The organism is Winogradskyella ouciana (assembly GCF_965284585.1).
Classification (GTDB): domain Bacteria; phylum Bacteroidota; class Bacteroidia; order Flavobacteriales; family Flavobacteriaceae; genus Winogradskyella; species Winogradskyella ouciana.
In genome coordinates this window covers 2,151,813-2,171,245 of the sequence record NZ_OZ260095.1, presented here as the reverse complement: position 1 = coordinate 2,171,245, position 19,433 = coordinate 2,151,813, and the positions used below count along the sequence as shown (strand labels likewise).

The window sequence follows — 19,433 nt, the reverse complement described above, 5'->3', positions numbered from 1 at the left end:
CAAATTTGAAAAGAGCACATTACATATTATGCTTTCTCCTGTTTGGTGTAACTATCCCTCTATTTGCACAAGACATTTCATTATTTCAGCAATTTAATGGCAGATATGATTATGTGGCCATTGGTAATACCTTAAATATTCAGGAAAATGGATCTTTTGTTCCGTGTATTATAGAAACGAGCTCATCAGCAGATTTAAATCTTAATGCTAATCAAAATGTAGTTGCTGCGTATTTATACTGGGCAGGTTCTGGCTCTGGAGATTTTGACATAACATTAAATGGGTCTTCTGTAAGTGCCGAACGCACTTTTAGCGATAGTTTAGATGCTGAGCGTATATTCTTTGCTGCTTTTGCTGATGTCACCTCTATTATTTCTAATGAAGGTAATGGTACTTATACGATTTCAGATTTTGACCTTACTAATGTCATAGGACCTTATTGCAGTACTGGTACTAATTTTGGAGGTTGGGCGATATCCATAATCTACGAAGATGATAGTTTACCTTTAAACCAGCTTAATGTTTATGATGGTTTACAGAGTGTACCCACATTTTTGAGCATCACCTTAGATAACTTAAATGTACTGGATAATGAAGATGCTAAAATCGGTTTTATTGCTTGGGAAGGCGACAGTGCTTTGGCCGTTAACGAGCAATTGACCATCAACGGAAATGTGATTAGCAATCCACCTTTAAATCCTGCCAATAATGCTTTTAATGGTACCAACTCATTTACGGGAGCATCTGACATGTACAATATGGATATTGATGTTTACAACATTCAGAATAATATTAGTATTGGAGATACTTCTGCCACAATTTCCCTAACATCTGGTCAGGATTTTGTAATGATAAACAATATCATCACTGTACTAAATAGCCAATTGCCAGATGCTACTATTATCATTGATGATTATATAGTCCGTTGTGGAGATTACAACATCGACCTTTTTTATACGGTGAATAATTTTAACAGTACTGATATACTACCAGCTAATACACCTATTGCTTTTTATTTAGATGGGACTTTAATTGGCCAGAGCCAAACAGTTAACCCTATTGCTATTGGTGCATCTGAAAGTGGATCAATAACCGTAACGGTTCCAGAAAATACCAACCCTAATCTAACCATTACTGCCATCGTAGATGATGATGGCACAATGACAGGCACCATTACAGAAACCAACGAAAACAACAACACCACTTCTTCTAATATTGAATTACTTGTTATACCAGATATTGTTACGCTTCCAAGCCTTATTGGTTGTAACGAAGGTTTTGAAATCTCAACTTATAATTTGTTCGATGCTTTAGTGAATTTAGATTACGAAGATGACCAAATTTCATTTTACCTTTCTCTTGAAGACTTAGAAACCTCATCGAATGCTATTTTAATTCCGAGTGATTATAATAATATCTTCAATCCTCAAATCATTTACGTAAGGCTTGAAAGCCCTCCTTGTTATGAAATATTTCAATTCAATTTAACCATAGAAAATTGCCCACCATACATTCCTGATGGCTTTTCCCCAAATGACGATACTTATAACGATTGGTTTAACATTCAAGGTTTATACGATATATTCACAGAGCATGAGCTTAAAATATATAACCGTTATGGTGATATAATTTTTGAAGGTGATAATGAAAAACCTTGGTACGGCAAGATAAATAGAGGATTGAACAATCATGGAAAAATTGTACCTGTGGGCACGTATTATTATGTTATAAATCTTAATGACCCCAACTACCGACCAATGGTAGGTTGGGTGTACGTAAATTATTGAAAATGTTAAGATTTTTATCCGTTCGTCTTATTCTTTTGGAACTGTAGGAAAATTACTTTAATTTTAGAAACACCTGTGAAAAGAATTTCGTTAAGCTTCACAATTCTTGCACATTTTCCCTCATATAAATAAGTTACAAAAAGTCTCATAATTATGATTTGAGATTTGAAATATAACAATATTGAGTTTCAGGTTAAGGAACATTATCTGTTGAGGCTGTAATGTTTTAGAAATTTCAATTTGGGGAAAAGACCTCTTTTTTGAGGTCTTTTTTTATATATTTACATTAAAATGTTAACGTTTTATGTATTTTGTCGTGTTTTTTTGTATTTAATCTTTATACAGCTTACTTTCCCCACACACAAAAACAATACAAATAATCAGTAGCCCCAAAGTCTAAACTTATTTGTGTCATAAAACTTAATCTAAGCTCATGAATACTGTTCATCGTTCCCTCTATATAATTCTATGCTTTATATGTAGCAAAACTTATACACAGCAGATAACGGTGGATGATACAGCCACACCTCAAAGTTTAGTTGAAAATACCTTAATACAAGGTTGTGTTGAGGTCTCAAATATAAGTTCACCTTCAAATGGTAGTTCAGTAGGTTTAGGGAGTTTTGGTTATTTTGAACGTGGTTCATCTAATTTTCCCTTTCAAAACGGTATTGTTTTAACTACAGGTAGTGCAAATTCAGCCGGAAATGGGCAAAATGACAATATTTTAAATGAAGGTAATGACAGCTGGACTACAGACCCAGATTTAGAAGCAGCACTTGGTATCACAAATACTTTAAATGCCACTTCTATAGAATTCGATTTTATATCTATTTCAAATCAGATTCAATTTAATTACATCTTAGCATCAGAAGAATACTTTGGTAATTTCCCTTGCGACTATTCTGATGGTTTTGCGTTTTTAATTCGTGAAGCAGGCACAAGCAATCCCTATGTTAATATTGCATTGGTACCAGGTACAACCACACCTGTAAATACCAACACTGTACATGATGAAATTGTTGGTTTTTGTGATGCTTCAAACGAACAATATTTTGAAGGTTATAGTTTAGGTGACACTAACTATAATGGTAGAACTACTGTTCTATCTGCCACGGCCGCAATTCAACCTAATGTACAATACCAAATTAAACTTATCATTGCTGACCAAACTGATGAAAATTACGATTCGGCAGTATTTATTGAAGGTAACAGCTTTAACGCTGCGGTAGATTTAGGTGAGGATTTTTCAACCTGTGCAAGTGATGTAACCTTAGATGGAGATATTGGAAACCCACAAGCTACATACACATGGTATTTTAATGATGTGGTTATCCCTACGGCAACGCAACCAACTTATAATGTTTTACAAACCGGAAACTACCGTGTTGAAATTGAAATTCCATTATCTGGCAGTACGTGTACGATAGAGGACGATATTAATATTACCTTAAGTTCTACACAATCTTCAGACCCAATTTCGGATTACGAACTTTGTGATGATCTAAGCAACGATGGCATAGAAACCTTTGATTTATCAACTAAAGATGCCGAAGTATTAGCTTCTGTACCTGCATCTAACTATAATATTTCTTATCATTATACAACTACTCAGGCTCAAATGGGTATTAATGCCATTACCACACCAATTCAAAACACAACCAATCCACAGGTAATTCATGTTAGAATTGAAGATACCGACAACGGCTGCTTGGCTTTTTCTACTATAAATTTAATAGTTCACCCTTTACCTACGGTTATGGATCCAACACCACTTGAGGTTTGTGACGATCAAACAGCAGATGGTTTTACCACCATAGATTTAAGTATAAAGGATGATGAAATTACCAATGGACAGACCAATCTTGTTGTAAGTTATCACAGTACTGCTACAGATGCAGCAACAGGGAGCAACCCGTTGCCAATGCCTTATGTAAATACCAATGTAAACGAACAGGTTTTTGTAAGTATACAACATCCACAAACGGGTTGTATCAGCACGACAACTTTAGATATAACTGTATTGGATAACCCAGTAATAAACACAGACGATCATTACATTGATGCTTGTGACGCTGACCATGACGGATTTGCAAATTTTGATCTAACGACTATAATTCCAGATGTGCTACAAGGAATAACTGGTGTAACAGTTACCTTCCACGAAACCAATGAGGATGCCCTTTCGGGTGCTAATCCTATAGCTGATGACACTAATTATGCAAACATAAATGCAGAAGAGCAAATTGTGTTTATTAGAGTTGAAGACAATAATACAGGCTGTGCTTCCGTAACTCCAATAGAAATTCATACCAATCTTTTACTAACAGCAACCGAAATCAATGATGCAATACTTTGCGACATTGATAATGACGGTGTTGAGGAATTCGATTTTTTATCTATTGCAGGTGGTATCATAAATGACATTCCAGATATTACTGTTGAATTTTACTTAACGGAAAATGACAGGGACAATCAGATGAACCCTTTAGATCAATCTGTTCCATTTACACCTAGTAGCAATCCACAGACTATCTACTTAGGTTTATCAAGTCCTACGTGTTACGATATTTCTCAAATTGACTTAATTTTAGTTCCAGTTTATGAGTTTGAAAACATTGTAAGTCAGTCCGTTTGTGATGAAGACCAAGATGGTTTTACGACAACAGATTTATCTCAGTTTGATATTTTAGTCACTGATGCACAAGATGGCTTTAGTGTTACTTATTTTTTAACTGAAGAAGATGCTACCAATAACACCAATGCATTACCAAACTTGTACACCAATACGTCTAATCCTTTTTCATTATATCCAAGAATTACATCCGATGAAACAGGATGCTCAGATATTACCTCATTTGAAATAACGGTTCTAGAAGCACCAATAACTTCTACTCCATCTGATATAGTTATTTGTGATAATGATCAAGATGGCATTTCTACAATTAATTTGCAAGATGTTATTCCACAAGTAGTTTCTAGTACTAACAACAGGCAGATAAGTTTTCATGTTAGCCAAGAAGATGCTGATAATGCGGCAAATGCAATAACAAACGAAAGTAATTATAATGCCCAAACGGAATCCTTATTTATTCGTGTAGAAAATTCATCGACAGGATGTTATTCAACCGAAACATTAAATATCATCGTAAATACGCTTCCGGTGTTTACGGTAATTGACAATTATAGAATTTGCGAAGATAGCAGTGATGGTTTTGGTGATTTTATTTTTAATACTAAGGATGCAGAAATTTTAAATGGACAAACTGGCAAACAAGCTTTGTATTATTTGAGTCAAAATGATGCAGATAACAGAGTCAATGCCATTGATAAAGATTCTAATTTTCAGAATTCAAGCAACCCTCAAACCATTTTTGTTAGGGTTGAAAATTTAACGGATCAAGATTGTTATGGTACATCTAGCTTTACAATAGAAGTGGGTACCAACCCAGTTTATAATCAACCAGTAGATTGGTTTGTTTGTGATGATATATCCAATGACGGTTTTGAAACTTTCGATTTATCGACTAAGATTACTGAAATTTCCGAAGGCATTACAGAAAATTTAGACATTACATTCTATCTGTCTCAATCTAATGCTGAAAATAGTGTTGACCCTCTTCCACTTGAATACACCAATACCACAAACCCACAAACTATATTTGTGCAAATAGATAATGGAACCATTTGTAATTCCGTAACATCTTTTGAGTTGAATGTTATTCAAGTTCCAGATGTTAATGAGTCTATTCCACTTACATATTGTGATGCAGATTACGATGGTTTTACGGAGTTTGATTTAACAGAAGCTGAGTTTGAAATTCTGGATGTAAGACAAGATGATATAGAAATCACTTATTTTGAGAATTTTGAGGATGCAGAAACAAATTCTAACGTCATTCCAGATCCTGAAGCCTATACCAATACGAGTAATCCACAAACCGTATATATAAAAATCACCAATACCATTTCTAATTGTTATGTTCTGGTTCCCATAGATTTAATTGTAAATACTCCGCCTGTAATTAATGATTTTGTGTCCTATGATATCTGTGAGAATGAAAACAATAGCTTTGACTTAACTGAAATCGATGAAGTTATAATGGACGAGAGCTTTAATGTGCTTATCAATTATTTTTCAAACGAAACTGATGCTATAGCAAATGAAAATGCTCTAGACACCAATTACACCTACCAAACCAATAATGATACTCTTTTTGCTAGAGCAGAATATAGTACCACGCATTGTTATATAGTTTATGAGTTTAACTTAAATGTTAACCCTAATCCGATTGCAAATCAACCTAGTGATTTAGAAGATTGTGATGATGATTTTGATGGTCTTCTAGAGTTTGATCTCACGCAGCAGAATGCCAGTATCCTTGGTGGTCAAAATCCGTCCAATTATACAGTAACTTATCACAACACAGAACTAGAGGCAAACGAAAATAATTCCGCTTTAGACACTAACTATATAGCTTTTGATTCTGAAATCATTTTTGCTAGAGTAGAAAATAATAGCACAGGTTGTTACGATGTCACTCAGTTTTCAATAATTATAAATCCTTTACCAATTATCGATATTGAAGATCAGGTTATTTGTTTAGACAATTTACCGTTAGTGGTCTCAGCAAATACCAATATTTCAACAGACACCTATTTATGGTCAACTGGCGAAACCACTCCAGAAATTGAAATTACAGAAATAGGCACCTATTGGGTAACGGTTACAACAGAATTTGGCTGTGAAAACACAAGGGTTTTTGGAGTTTCAGTATCTGAGGCCGCAACAATTGAGGCCACTGAGGTTGTGGACTTCTCAGACCCAAATAATATAACCATTACTATAAGTGGTATTGGAGACTATCTCTATCAATTGGATGATGGTGAACCACAAGAATCTAATGTATTTGAAAATGTTGGCATGGGCTATCATACGGTAACCATCATAGACCTTAATGGTTGTTCTGAAGTTACGAACGAAGTTTTAGTCATTGACATTCCAAAGCACATGTCTCCTAATAATGATGGACAATTTGATACTTGGCACATTGTTGGTGTGGAAACACTACCTGGAACGGTTATCCATATCTTTGATCGCTATGGTAAACATTTAACAACACTTAAACACAACACACCAGGTTGGGATGGCACTTTTAACGGCAAGAAAATGCCTGCCAATGACTATTGGTTTGTTGCACAGATAATGCGTGGCAATGAATCTTTTGAAGTCAAAGGACATTTTGCCATTCGTCGTTAAAAACAAGCCAATTAGAGTTAAAATTCTATTTAGTTGATTCTTTTAATTGCTTTTATCTATTTTTACGGTCTAGATTTTTATAGTTACCTGATTCCTATAGCTTTCTACGACAAAAAAAGCAATGATAAAGAAAAGTTTACTTACTCTTCTCTCCTTGGGCATGCATATATGTTTCCTATATGCACAGCAAATTACTACGGATAATTCTCAACAACCAGAGCAACTCATTCAAAATTTAGTTGGCAATAACTGTGCATCAGTTTCAAATATTTCTTCCCAGATTAATGGTAATATCAATAACATAATCAGTTACGGCAGCTTTGATAACGGAACATCGAACTTCCCACTGCAAAGCGGATTGGTTTTATCAACAGGTAATGTAGCAAGAGCTGGTAATGCTTTTATTGGTGAAGATCTCAGCGATGGTGAAATTGATTGGGAAACAGATACTGACATATTGAATGTCCTAGGCATAGACCAAACCTTGAATGCCACATCAATTGAGTTCGATTTTGTAACGGTCAATAATTTTGTGGTCTTCAATTATCTATTTGCTTCAGATGAATACCAACAGGAATACCCTTGTAATTTTTCGGATGTTTTTGCAATACTTATCAAAAGGGCTGGCACTGCAGACCCTTATGTTAACATTGCCACGGTTTCAGATGATAATACCCATGTGAGTACCAATACCATCCATCCCGATATCAGTGGGTTTTGTGATGCTATAAATGAGGACTATTTTAAAGGCTACAATGTAGGTAGCACCAACTTTAATGGGCATACTAATGTCTTAACGGCTAATAGCACAGTTATTCCTGGTGAGACCTATCATATAAAGTTTGTCATTGCGGACCATATTGATGAACGCTTTGATTCTGCGGTTTTCATTGAGGCAGAAGGTTTTGGTGGTGCCATAGATCTTGGACCAGACCAGTCCATCTGCGGAAACGATCTCACGTTAGATGCTGATATAAACAATCCTTCAGCCAACTATGCTTGGTATTTAAATGGCGCTCAAATTGCTGGCGAAACCAGCCCGACTCTAGGCGTTGCCCAATCTGGAACATACACAGTCGAAGTCTCAATACCAATATCTGGTGGCGATTGTACAATGGAAGATACTATAGAAATAGAGATCATTCCCTTTCAACCAGCAGCTCCGATTGATGACCTTCCAATCTGCGATCCCGCACCTAGCGATGGCTTCTATGACTTTGATTTTCCATTGTTGAAAGATGATGAAATCTATGCTGAATTGCCTTCAACAAATTACACCATAAGTTATCACCATACTGAAGACGATGCACTAAACAACACCAACCCGATACAAGGAATTTACCAGAACACTGAACAAACAGAACAGATTTTTGTGCGAATTGAGAGTTTAAGTGGTGATTGCCTGCAAATAGGAAGTTTTAATATTGCGGTGAATAGTTCGCCCAATACTTTGGAAACAACAGCAGCTGTCTGCAATGGACAAATAAATGATGGTGGATTTATAATCTCATCTTTATCACACTTTGATTTTGAACTCTCAAATTACGAGTTCAACAGAACGGTAAGCTATTATCTTACAGAAAATGATGCACTAAACAATCAAAGCCCTATAACTGAAACAGATGAAATTATTGGATCACCTGACTTTATTTATGCTCGTGTAGCAGATGCCTCTAGTGATTGTTCTTCAATAGAAAGATTAAATCTTGATTATCAGGCTCAACCAGATATCGGTATTGACACATATATAGTTAGCCAATGTACTGATCCAGAATATTTTGAAACTAGTGGATCAAACACTATCACTTATGACAATGTTTCTGTTGGCTTCAATTTGGATGATATTTTTGATGAAATTGAAAGCACCTATCCTGGCATTACTGTCCAAGTAGCCGTCCTTTTAGGTATAACTAGCGACCCAAGAATTTATAATACCACCTCACCTATTGCTACCATACCGCTTTTATTAAGATTTGAAGGGGAAAACTGTCCAACACCCTTAACTCTAGAGCTTCATAAAAATGTTCTATATAATATATTTGGTGAAGAAAGCACAGTTAGCAGATGTGACGATTTCTCAAATGATGGAGTATATGATTTTGATTTTAATGATGTTTCAAATGAACTGTCTCAAGGGCAAGATGATATTCAATTTACATTTTACGAAACAGAAGACGACAGAGATAATGAAGAAAACCCAATAAGTCAATTTTCACCTTATACAGTAAATACTCCTTCTAAAGAATTATTCTTTACCTCCACCTACAATGATTGTGTTTATGATTCAAAGGTTGTTTTAGAAATCAATGAAGCTCCTGTTGTTTCACCACAAACTGTTGAAGCTTGTGGAGAGTTCAATGACACAACAAATAATACCACTGTTCAACTAAGCCCTTTTAATAATCTAATGGCTCAAGGTTTAAACGGTGTTTCAGTTACTTTTTACGCCACGCAACAAGACGCAGAAAACAATGAAAACACTATAGAAAGTATTGATGTGGCCGGGAATTCCACTCAAGTATTCTCTAGAATTACCACTATTTCCACAGGGTGTTTTAACATAACCACTTTAGACATCACTATTCTTGAAAGTTTGGATATTGACTCTCCCTCGCCTATTGTTGTTTGTGATGACAATCAAGATGGGTTTTCAATAGTTAATTTAGAAAGTGTAATATCTGATTTATCAATCGATGAAAATGATTTTGATATTTCCTTTTACGAAACCTTTGAAAACGCACTTAGCGACAGGTTTGCCATAGAAAATCCAGAAAGCTATAATGCCCAAACACAAAGCGTATATATTAGATTGCAACGTGTAGGTTTGGATTGTTTTACGGTGGTCGATTTTGAAGTGCTCATTTATGATAACCCAATCCTAAACTCAATAGCAGACTTTGTCAATTGTACGACAAACGGAGCCAATTTTGCCGATTTTTATTTTGAAGACAAAGACTCAGAGATAATTAACGGGCAAGAAGGTATGCAAGTGTCGTATTACGAAACAGAGGACGATGCGATAAATAGAGTTGATGAGATAGATAAAACCTCTGCTTATCAAAATACGTCTAATCCACAGACGGTTTACGTTAGATTGGAAAATGAAACAGAGAACAGTTGTTATAGAGTTGCTCCTATGCAAATTGAGGTGAAGGAAGCACCAATTTATAATGTACCATCAGACGTTTTTGAATGTGACATCAACAATAACGGCTTGGCCGCTACGGATCTAAACGATAAAATAGCCGAAATAAGTTTGGGCAGTCCATCGAACTTAAACATCACATTTCATTTAACCCCTTTAAACGCAGAGCTCGGAACCAATGAAATCCCTTTGGACTATACGCCAAGCAACAATCCACAACTCATCTACTCGCGTGTTGAGAATATAGACTCTGGCTGTTATAATATAGATACATTTTACATCAATACGCTTTCGCTTCCAGAAGTCAACTATGGACAATCGCTAACGACTTGTGCTAACAATTACGAGTTTGAACAACAATGGGATTTAACCGAAATAGAACTTCTAATTTTAGAAGGACGACAATACGGTATTGATTTTACCTATTTTGAAACTGAAGCTGATTTGTTCGCTGATATAAACTCAATAAATAATCCCGAAACTTATACTAATTCTTTAGGTCAACAGACCCTTTATGTAAGAGTTAGAAATAGCGTTACAACCTGTTTTGCTTCAGTGCCTTTTGATTTGATTATCAATAGTCCGCCAGAGATTGACCCTATTGATACTTATGAGGTTTGTGCTAATGCTGAGAGCTATGTGGATCTGTCGGATATTGATTTAGCACTTCTTGAAGACACCTTTAATGTATTGGTGAGCTATCATACCTCAGAGGCTGATGCCGAAGCGAATATTGGTGCTATTAATACCGATTACACTTATACCAACACTGTTGAAACACTCTTTGCAAGAGTTGCGTATTCCACGACTGGTTGCTATGCCGTACACCCTTTTCAGTTGGTGATCAACCCGCTTCCTGTTGCCAATCAGCCCAATGATCTTGTAGCCTGTGACGATGACTATGATGGACTTTTAGAATTTGATTTATCCTCTCAGGATTCAGCTGTTTTGGGCAATCAAAATCCTAATGAGTATTCCGTAAGTTATTTTAGTTCAGAGAACGAGGCCACTGAAAACATAAACGAGTTGGACGTTGAGCATACTGCTTTTGATGGTGAGGTAATCTTTGTAAGGGTAGAAAACTTGGCCACTGGCTGTTTTGACATTACACAGTTTTCTGTTGTCATCAATCCATTGCCAGATACCGTTGTTGAAGACCAGGTGCTCTGCCTAAATGATTTACCACTGACTGTTTCTGCCGATACTGGGAATCCTTTGGACACGTACCTCTGGTCAACAAATGAAACATCCTCTGAAATTGAGATTACAGAGGTTGGTTCGTATGCCGTGACCATAACCAATCAGTATGGTTGCCAAAGCACAAGTACGTTTAATGTTACGGAATCCGAGTCTGCCGTTATCGATATCGTTGAGACAATTGATTTCTCAGACCCGAACAACATAACGGTTACCGTTAATGGTATCGGTGATTATCTCTACCAACTTAACGATCTGCCGTTTCAGACCTCAAATGTTTTTGTGAACGTACCCATTGGATACAACACCATTACCATTATAGACCAAAATGGCTGTGCCAGAATAACTCGAGAGGTCTTGGTCTTTGATGCACCAAAGCATTTAACACCAAATGATGATGGCGATTTTGACACGTGGCACATTGCTAGTGTCCAAGAATTGCCTGGTACCAGAGTTCATATCTTTGACCGTTACGGCAAGTTGCTCAAGGAAATTGGGCACAATACTTCTGGTTGGGACGGTACCTTCAACGGTAACGAAATGCCTTCTGGTGACTATTGGTACATCGCCTATGTCATCAAGGATGGCGAAAGCTTTCAGGTTAAGGGGCATTTTGCTTTGAAACGTTAATTTTTATAATTCTTTACGCTTTACAAAACACTTACTGGCATAGTTTTAGTGGCTTTTTAGTATATTTATATAAAAAAGAAAGCTTTACGTTTTCTCTATTGCTGTAAATTCCTAAATATCTCACGTGAAAAAGAAAAGTACGTTTACGTTTCTATTGCTTTTCGTGCATATGTGTTTTTCATATGCACAGCAAATTGTTACGGACTCTTCTTTACAGCCTCAGCAACTTATAGATAATTTAACCGATGGGAGTTGCGTTATTGCATCTAATGCTAATTCTGCAATCAATGGTAGTGTTAATGGCATTCCAAGTTATGCCTTATTTGATAGAGGCACTTCTGATTTTCCCTTAGAGAGCGGTATTATATTATCTACAGGTAATGTCAATTCTTCCGGGAATAATATTATTGCTGAAAGTTTAAGTGACGGTAACTTAGATTGGGATACCGATCCTGATATAGAAGCCATATTGGGAATCTCGCAAACACTCAATGCAACATCGTTAGAATTTGATTTCACCTCGATAAACAATAGCGTTGGATTTAAATATGTATTTGCTTCAGATGAATATCAACAACAATACCCTTGTAATTTTCAAGATGTTTTTGCAATTCTCATTAAAGAAGCTGGCACATCAGACCCTTACGTTAATATTGCGCTAGTTCCTGATAGTGCTTCGTCCATTAACACAAGTTCTATACACCCTCAAATACCCGAAGGATGTGATGCAGAAAATGTCAATTTTTTTGAAGGCTATAATCTTGGTACAACTAATTATGATGGACAAACCATAGTACTAAATGCGACTGCAGATATAACGCCTGGTGTCACATATCGCGTTAAGTTCGTTATCGCTGATCATATCGACCAGCGTTTTGATTCTGCTGTATTTATTGAATCAGAAGGGTTTGGTACGTCTGTGGATTTAGGCCCAGATATTACGGCTTGTGGTTCTACGATAGAATTGAATGGTGAAATTGACAATGATGATGCCACCTATGCCTGGTTTATAGATGGTGTAGAAATTGCAGGAGAAACCAACCCTACGCTTCAAGCATTGCAATCTGGTTTTTATGAGGTGGTAGTTACCATTCCGTTGCCAAATGGGTCGTGTATCATAACCGATTCTATTACTGTAGACACTATACCTTTTCAACAAGCTGAGCCAATAGCTGACCTCATTATTTGTGACGAATTACCATTTGACGGCTTTGCCATATTTGATTTAACCATAAAAACAGAAGAAATTCTTAGCAATCTCCCTTCAGACGATTTTAATATCAGTTATCATCATTCTGAAGTAGATGCTTTAGATAACCTCAATCCTATTGTAGGCGATTATGAAAATACAGAACTTTCTGAAACACTTTATGCTAGGATAGAAAGTATGGACGGGAGTTGTCTTCAGATTGGATCCTTTAATGTTGAAATAGGAGCGCAACCAAATTACAATATAATTCCACCGATAATTCTCTGTGCGGATTTTTTAATTGATGGTGTCGGCTATTTAGAATTGTCATATTATGCCTTTGAAATTGCCAACTACGAGTTTAATAGAACTGTTACCTTTCATGTTACTGAAGCAGACGCATATAATGATGTAGACCCTATAACTTTTGCTTCTGATATGCCTTTTGGCTCTAATTTCACATATGTAAGAATTGAAAATGATTTTACGAGCTGCATCAGTGTTGTTCCAATTCCACTTGTTATTCAAGAGCGTTTAGACTTTGACCAAAGGTTTTATATCGATTTGTGTTTGCCTACGAGTCAATCATTTGCTGTTTTTGATTTGGGTATTATAAGAGATCAAGTCTTAGTTGCTTATCCAGATGCTGGTATCACATTTTATACAGATTTTCAAAATGCTCAGGATCAAGCTTTCCCTATTTTCCCAGGAGTAACCTACCAAAACGAAGTACCGTATCAGCAAACTGTATATATGGCAATTTTAGACGGAAGCCAAGATTGTCCGTCAGTAGTTCCTATAGAACTGCACACAAATCTTACTCACAATTTATATGGTGACCAACCCGTTGTTTCTGGTTGTGATGATCCATCAAACGATGGCACATTGGATTTCGATTTAAATGAAGTAAGCGAAGAGCTTAATGATGGTTATGATATTGAAATCACCTATTATGAAACGCCACAAGATAGAATCAATGGTGAAAATCCAATAAACGTAAACGCACCATACACTGTAACAAATAACAATAACATAGTTTATGCAAACATATCAAGTAATGGTTGTGATTATGATGCAGATATTGAATTGGATGTACTCCCTTTACCAGAGTTAGAACCGCAAACTATTGAGTATTGTGGTAACACTAATGCTCAAACGGGTTTAACAACCATTCAATTAAATCCATTGATAGATTTAATTAACAATGACCAAGCCGAGTTTACTACTATTGAGTTTTATGCAACTGAAGCAGATGCTATTGCTGATGAGAATGTACTAGGTTTCAGTTATGACTCTGCAAGTAACTCACCGTTATTATATATCAGAATTACGGATAACAGATCCCAGTGCTATAATTTTTCAACCTTACAAGTTAATATCTCTGATGGGTTGGAAATAGCAACACCTGAGCCCATAATTGTTTGTGATGATGACCAAGACGGAAGCTCAACTGTAAATTTAGAGTCTGTCTTACCGCAACTATCCAATGATCTGAGCGGTACAACCATTTCATTTCATCAAACCTATGGCAATGCAGTAGCCAATAGGTTTGCCATAGAAAACCCTGAAAGCTTTACTACTGAAACTAGAGAAGTATTTATAAGAATAGCTGTTGAAGATTTAGATTGTTTTGCCGTAGTCGCTTTAGAAGTCCTAATTTATGACAATCCTCAATTGACTTCTATTTCAGATTATATCAATTGTGAAATAGATACCAATGTAACAACAGGCTTCTTTTTTGTAACTAAGGATTTTGAAGTCATCAACGGTCAAGAAGGTATGCAGGTGCTCTATTTTGAAACAGAAAATGACGCAATTAATAGAGCGAATATTATTGACAAAAACTTAGCATATCAAAACACATCAAATCCTCAGACCGTTTATGTTCGCCTAGAAAATGAAGCTGAGAATAGTTGTTTTGCTGTTGCACCAATGCAGATAGAAGTGCGACAAGCACCAATATATGTTGAGCCAACAGATATGTTTCGCTGTGACTATAATGGTAATGGTCTCAATACTGTAAATTTATCCGAAAAAGTAGATGAAATCACCAATGGAGCCACTCAAAATTTAGATGTTTCTTTTCATTTAACACCTTTAAATGCAGATCTCGGAACTAACGCTCTACCTTTAAATTACACTACTACTGCTAATCCGCAACTGATTCATGCACGTGTGTTAAATACTGATACTGGATGTCACGAAGTTTCCTCATTTAATATTACTACGTTAGACCTTCCTGAAGTTAACCAAGGGCAATCGTTAACTGTTTGTGGTAACAATTATGAATTTGAGCAACAATGGAACCTAAAGGAAATAGAACTTCTAATTTTAGAAGGACGACAATACGGTATTGAGTTTACTTATTTTGAATCTGAAGCCGATTTACAAAATAATCTGAATAGTATTACCAATCCTGAAGCTTATGTAAATACATCAAACCCGCAGACACTTTACGTAAAAGTTCTTAATGTAAGCACAACTTGTTTTGCTTCAGTGCCTTTTGAATTAATTATCAACAGTCCGCCAGAGATTGACCCTATCGATACTTATGAAGTTTGTGCTAATGCCGAAAATTATGTGGATCTGTCGGATTTTGATTTAGCGCTTCTAGAAGATACCTTTAATGTATTGGTAAGCTATCACACCAGTGAAGCCGATGCCGAGGCCAATGTTGCTGAGCTAAATACGGATTACACTTATACCAACACTGTTGAAAACTTATTTGCAAGAGTTGCGTATTCCACAACTGGCTGTTATTCCGTACATCCGTTTCAGCTGGTGATCAACCCGCTTCCTGTTGCCAATCAGCCCAATGACCTCGTGGCCTGTGACGATGACTATGATGGACTTTTAGAATTTGATTTATCCTCTCAGGATTCAGCGGTTTTGGGCAATCAAAATCCTAATGAGTATGCCGTAAGTTATTTCAGTTCAGAAAATGAGGCCACCGAAAACATAAACGAGTTGGACGTTGAGCATACTGCTTTTGATGGTGAGGTGATCTTTGTAAGAATAGAGAACCTGGCCACTGGCTGTTTTGACATTACACAGTTTTCTGTTGTTGTCAATCCATTGCCAGATACCGTTGTTGAAGATCAGGTGCTCTGCCTAAATGATTTGCCATTGACTGTTTCTGCCGATACTGGGAATCCTTTGGACACGTATCTCTGGTCAACAAATGAAACATCCTCTGAAATTGAGATTACGGAGGTTGGGTCGTATGCCGTGACCATAACCAATCAGTATGGTTGCCAAAGTACAAGTACGTTTAATATTACGGAATCCGAGTCTGCGGTCATCGATGTTGTTGAGACGATTGATTTCTCGGACCCGAACAACATAACGGTTACCGTTAACGGTATCGGTGATTACCTCTATCAGCTCAACGATCTGCCGTTTCAGACTTCTAATGTTTTTGTGAACGTACCCATTGGATACAATACCATTACCATAATAGACCAAAATGGCTGTGCCAGAATAACTCGAGAGGTCTTGGTCTTTGATGCACCAAAGCATTTAACACCAAATGATGATGGCGATTTTGACACGTGGCACATTGCCGGTGTCCAAGAATTGCCTGGTACCAGAGTTCATATCTTTGACCGTTACGGCAAGTTGCTCAAGGAAATTGGGCACAATACTTCTGGCTGGGACGGCACCTTCAACGGTAACCAAATGCCTTCTGGTGACTATTGGTACATCGCCTATGTCATCAAGGATGGCGAAAGCTTTCAGGTTAAAGGACATTTTGCTTTGAAACGTTAATTTTAAATCGAAATTTTCTTTTAACATCTTATTCAAAATTTAGTGTAAGTAGTATGCTTATCTTTGCTGTCCGTTTTTAAATAAAAATGAAACAAGTCTTCTCATTTTTTATCATGTTTATATCCCTACTGAATTATTCCCAGAATATAACAGTAGATAGCCAAACCTATACTCCTCAACAACTTATCGAAGATATACTCATCGATAGTGATTGTATTACTAATATTGTTGTCACAAATGTTGTAGGTGGTAATTTTGGAGGCGCAGACCAAAGCTATGGCTACTTTGATGCCTCAGGAACCTCATTTCCCTTTCAAAATGGTATAGTAATGAGTACCGGTCGATTAGCAAATGTACCTGGACCAAACAACAACTTAAGTGATGATGATGCCACAAACTGGGAAGGAGATGCCGACCTAGAATTTGCCCTAAATGAGTCCAATACCTTTAATGCAACCATTTTAGAATTTGATTTTACATCTGTAGCATCGCAAGTGAGTTTTAGATATTTATTTGCTTCTGAGGAATATCAGGAAAACAATCCTAATAGTTGTCAGTTTTCAGATTTATTTGGGTTTTTGATTAGACCAACTGATGGTCAAAATCAGTACGAAAATATTGCTTTGGTACCAGACACTAATATTCCTGTAAAAGCAACAACGGTTACACCTGGAGTTCCTGGATCTTGTCCTCCACAAAATGAAACCTATTTTGGAACTTTCAATGGTGTAAATGCTCCGATAAATTTTAACGGCCAGACAGCTGTATTAACTGCAACGGCTAATGTCGTACCCAATCAATCCTACCATGTAAAGCTTGTTATTGCCGACGAACAAAACTATAGATTTGACTCTGCTGTTTTTTTAGAAGCAGGTAGCTTTCAGCTCTCATCAGATTTAGGTCCAAACAGACTTATTGCAACTGGTAATTCGCTGTGTGAAGGTGAAGACTTAGAATTAATAGCTTATCAAGATGGACAAAACACCTATGAGTGGTTTAGGGATGGTATTTTAGTTCAAGGAACTGCTTTAGGCTGCGGCACTTGCGGAAGTTATACAGTCACCGAGCCAGGTACATATACCGTTGAAGTTGGTTTAGCCAATAACTGCACATCTTATGGTGAAGTGGTTATTGAATACGCTCCTTTGCCTGTTGGACAAAATGCGGTTTTAACGGAATGTGATATCAATCAAGATGGGTTAACCACCTATAACCTATTTGATGCTTCATCAGATTTGACCAACAATGATGATACGCTAGTCATTTCTGATTTTTTTATTTTAGAAAGTGATGCCAGAAACAATACTAATCCGATAACCAATCCAACTAGTTTTCAGAATACCATTCCTTTTCAAACTGTTTTTGCGAGAATTATAAATCCTGCCAACTGTTATGACATTGTAGAACTCGAACTGCAAACTTCAAATAATATAATTGCAATTCCAGATTTAGAGGTTTGCGATGGTGAAGTCATTGATGGTTTTGCAAATTTCACTTTAAGCGATATAGAAGCTTCAATCGTCAATCAGATTCCGACTGGTGCAGATGTGACATTCTATGAAAACGAAGCTGATGCATTCAGCGAAACCAATGCCCTACCCAACACTTATCAAAATGAAGTGGCAAATTCGCAAATAATTTTTGTAAAAATTAAGAGTAACAATCAATGTTTTAGCATATCCCAAGCTAGGCTGAACGTACTTTACACGCCAGTTTTAGAACCAAACGAATCATTGTTTTATTGTATAGATACTTTTCCTGAAACCATTACACTGTATGGTGGAGTACTTAATGATTCTCCTAATAATTATTACTACGAGTGGTACTTTAATGGAGCATTAACTGATGTTGATACGTCTTTTTATGACATTAATGAAACAGGTACGTATACCGTCATAGTAACAGACCCAAATGGCTGTTCGTCTAGCAGAACGATAACAGTAAATCCATCTGAAACAGCAACGATTGAGAGTATTGTTGTTGATGGTATTGCACCCAACAACTCAGTGGCCATTAACGTTTCAGGACAAGGGTTTTATGACTATGCTATAGATGACATCGATGGGTTTTACCAAGAAAGCAATGTTTTTAACAATGTTACTTACGGTATGCATACAGTTTATGTAAGAGACAGAAATGGTTGCGGTATTATTGAAGAAATTATTACAGTGCTTGGGTTTCCTAAGTTCTTCACACCAAATGGCGATACCACTAATGACGTTTGGCAAATTTTAGGTTTTGATATGCTCGAAAATCCCATAGAATATATCCGAATTTTCAACCGTTACGGCAAATTTATTTATGAAATAAATACCCAAAATCGAGCGTGGGATGGAAATCTAAATGGACAAAAACTACCAAGTGATGATTATTGGTTTGTCGCCAAATTTTCTGATGGCAAAATCTATAATGGTCATTTTGCGTTGCGACGTTAATCAAACATTTTATTCCCGATAA

5 protein-coding genes are annotated in these 19,433 nt (G+C 36.5%); all 5 read left to right on the top strand.

Annotated features, from left to right (window positions below; all coding sequences use genetic code 11):
* Window positions 1-5: 5 nt before the first annotated feature.
* The 5 genes from ACQ65V_RS09550 to ACQ65V_RS09530 all read left to right on the top strand — a co-directional run bounded on the left by ACQ65V_RS09550 (window position 6) and on the right by ACQ65V_RS09530 (window position 19,411).
* The gene (locus ACQ65V_RS09550) at window positions 6-1,787 is read left to right on the top strand and encodes a gliding motility-associated C-terminal domain-containing protein (RefSeq protein ID WP_430467720.1); all 1,782 of its coding nucleotides are present in this window, start codon (window positions 6-8) and stop codon (window positions 1,785-1,787) included.
* A gap of 433 nt (window positions 1,788-2,220) precedes the next feature.
* Window positions 2,221-7,047, top strand: a complete 4,827-nt coding sequence (locus ACQ65V_RS09545; RefSeq protein WP_430467719.1) for a choice-of-anchor L domain-containing protein — start codon at window positions 2,221-2,223, stop codon at window positions 7,045-7,047.
* A 121-nt stretch (window positions 7,048-7,168) separates the two neighbouring features.
* Window positions 7,169-12,019 (top strand): choice-of-anchor L domain-containing protein, encoded by a 4,851-nt coding sequence (locus tag ACQ65V_RS09540; RefSeq protein ID WP_430467718.1) that lies wholly within the window; start codon window positions 7,169-7,171, stop codon window positions 12,017-12,019.
* A 124-nt stretch (window positions 12,020-12,143) separates the two neighbouring features.
* The gene (locus tag ACQ65V_RS09535; RefSeq protein ID WP_430467717.1) at window positions 12,144-16,976 is read left to right on the top strand and encodes a choice-of-anchor L domain-containing protein; all 4,833 of its coding nucleotides are present in this window, start codon (window positions 12,144-12,146) and stop codon (window positions 16,974-16,976) included.
* Window positions 16,977-17,062: 86 nt separating this feature from the next.
* Entirely contained in the window at window positions 17,063-19,411 is a 2,349-nt protein-coding gene (locus ACQ65V_RS09530; protein WP_430467716.1) for a choice-of-anchor L domain-containing protein, read from the top strand.
* The last annotated feature ends 22 nt before the right edge of the window (window positions 19,412-19,433 follow it).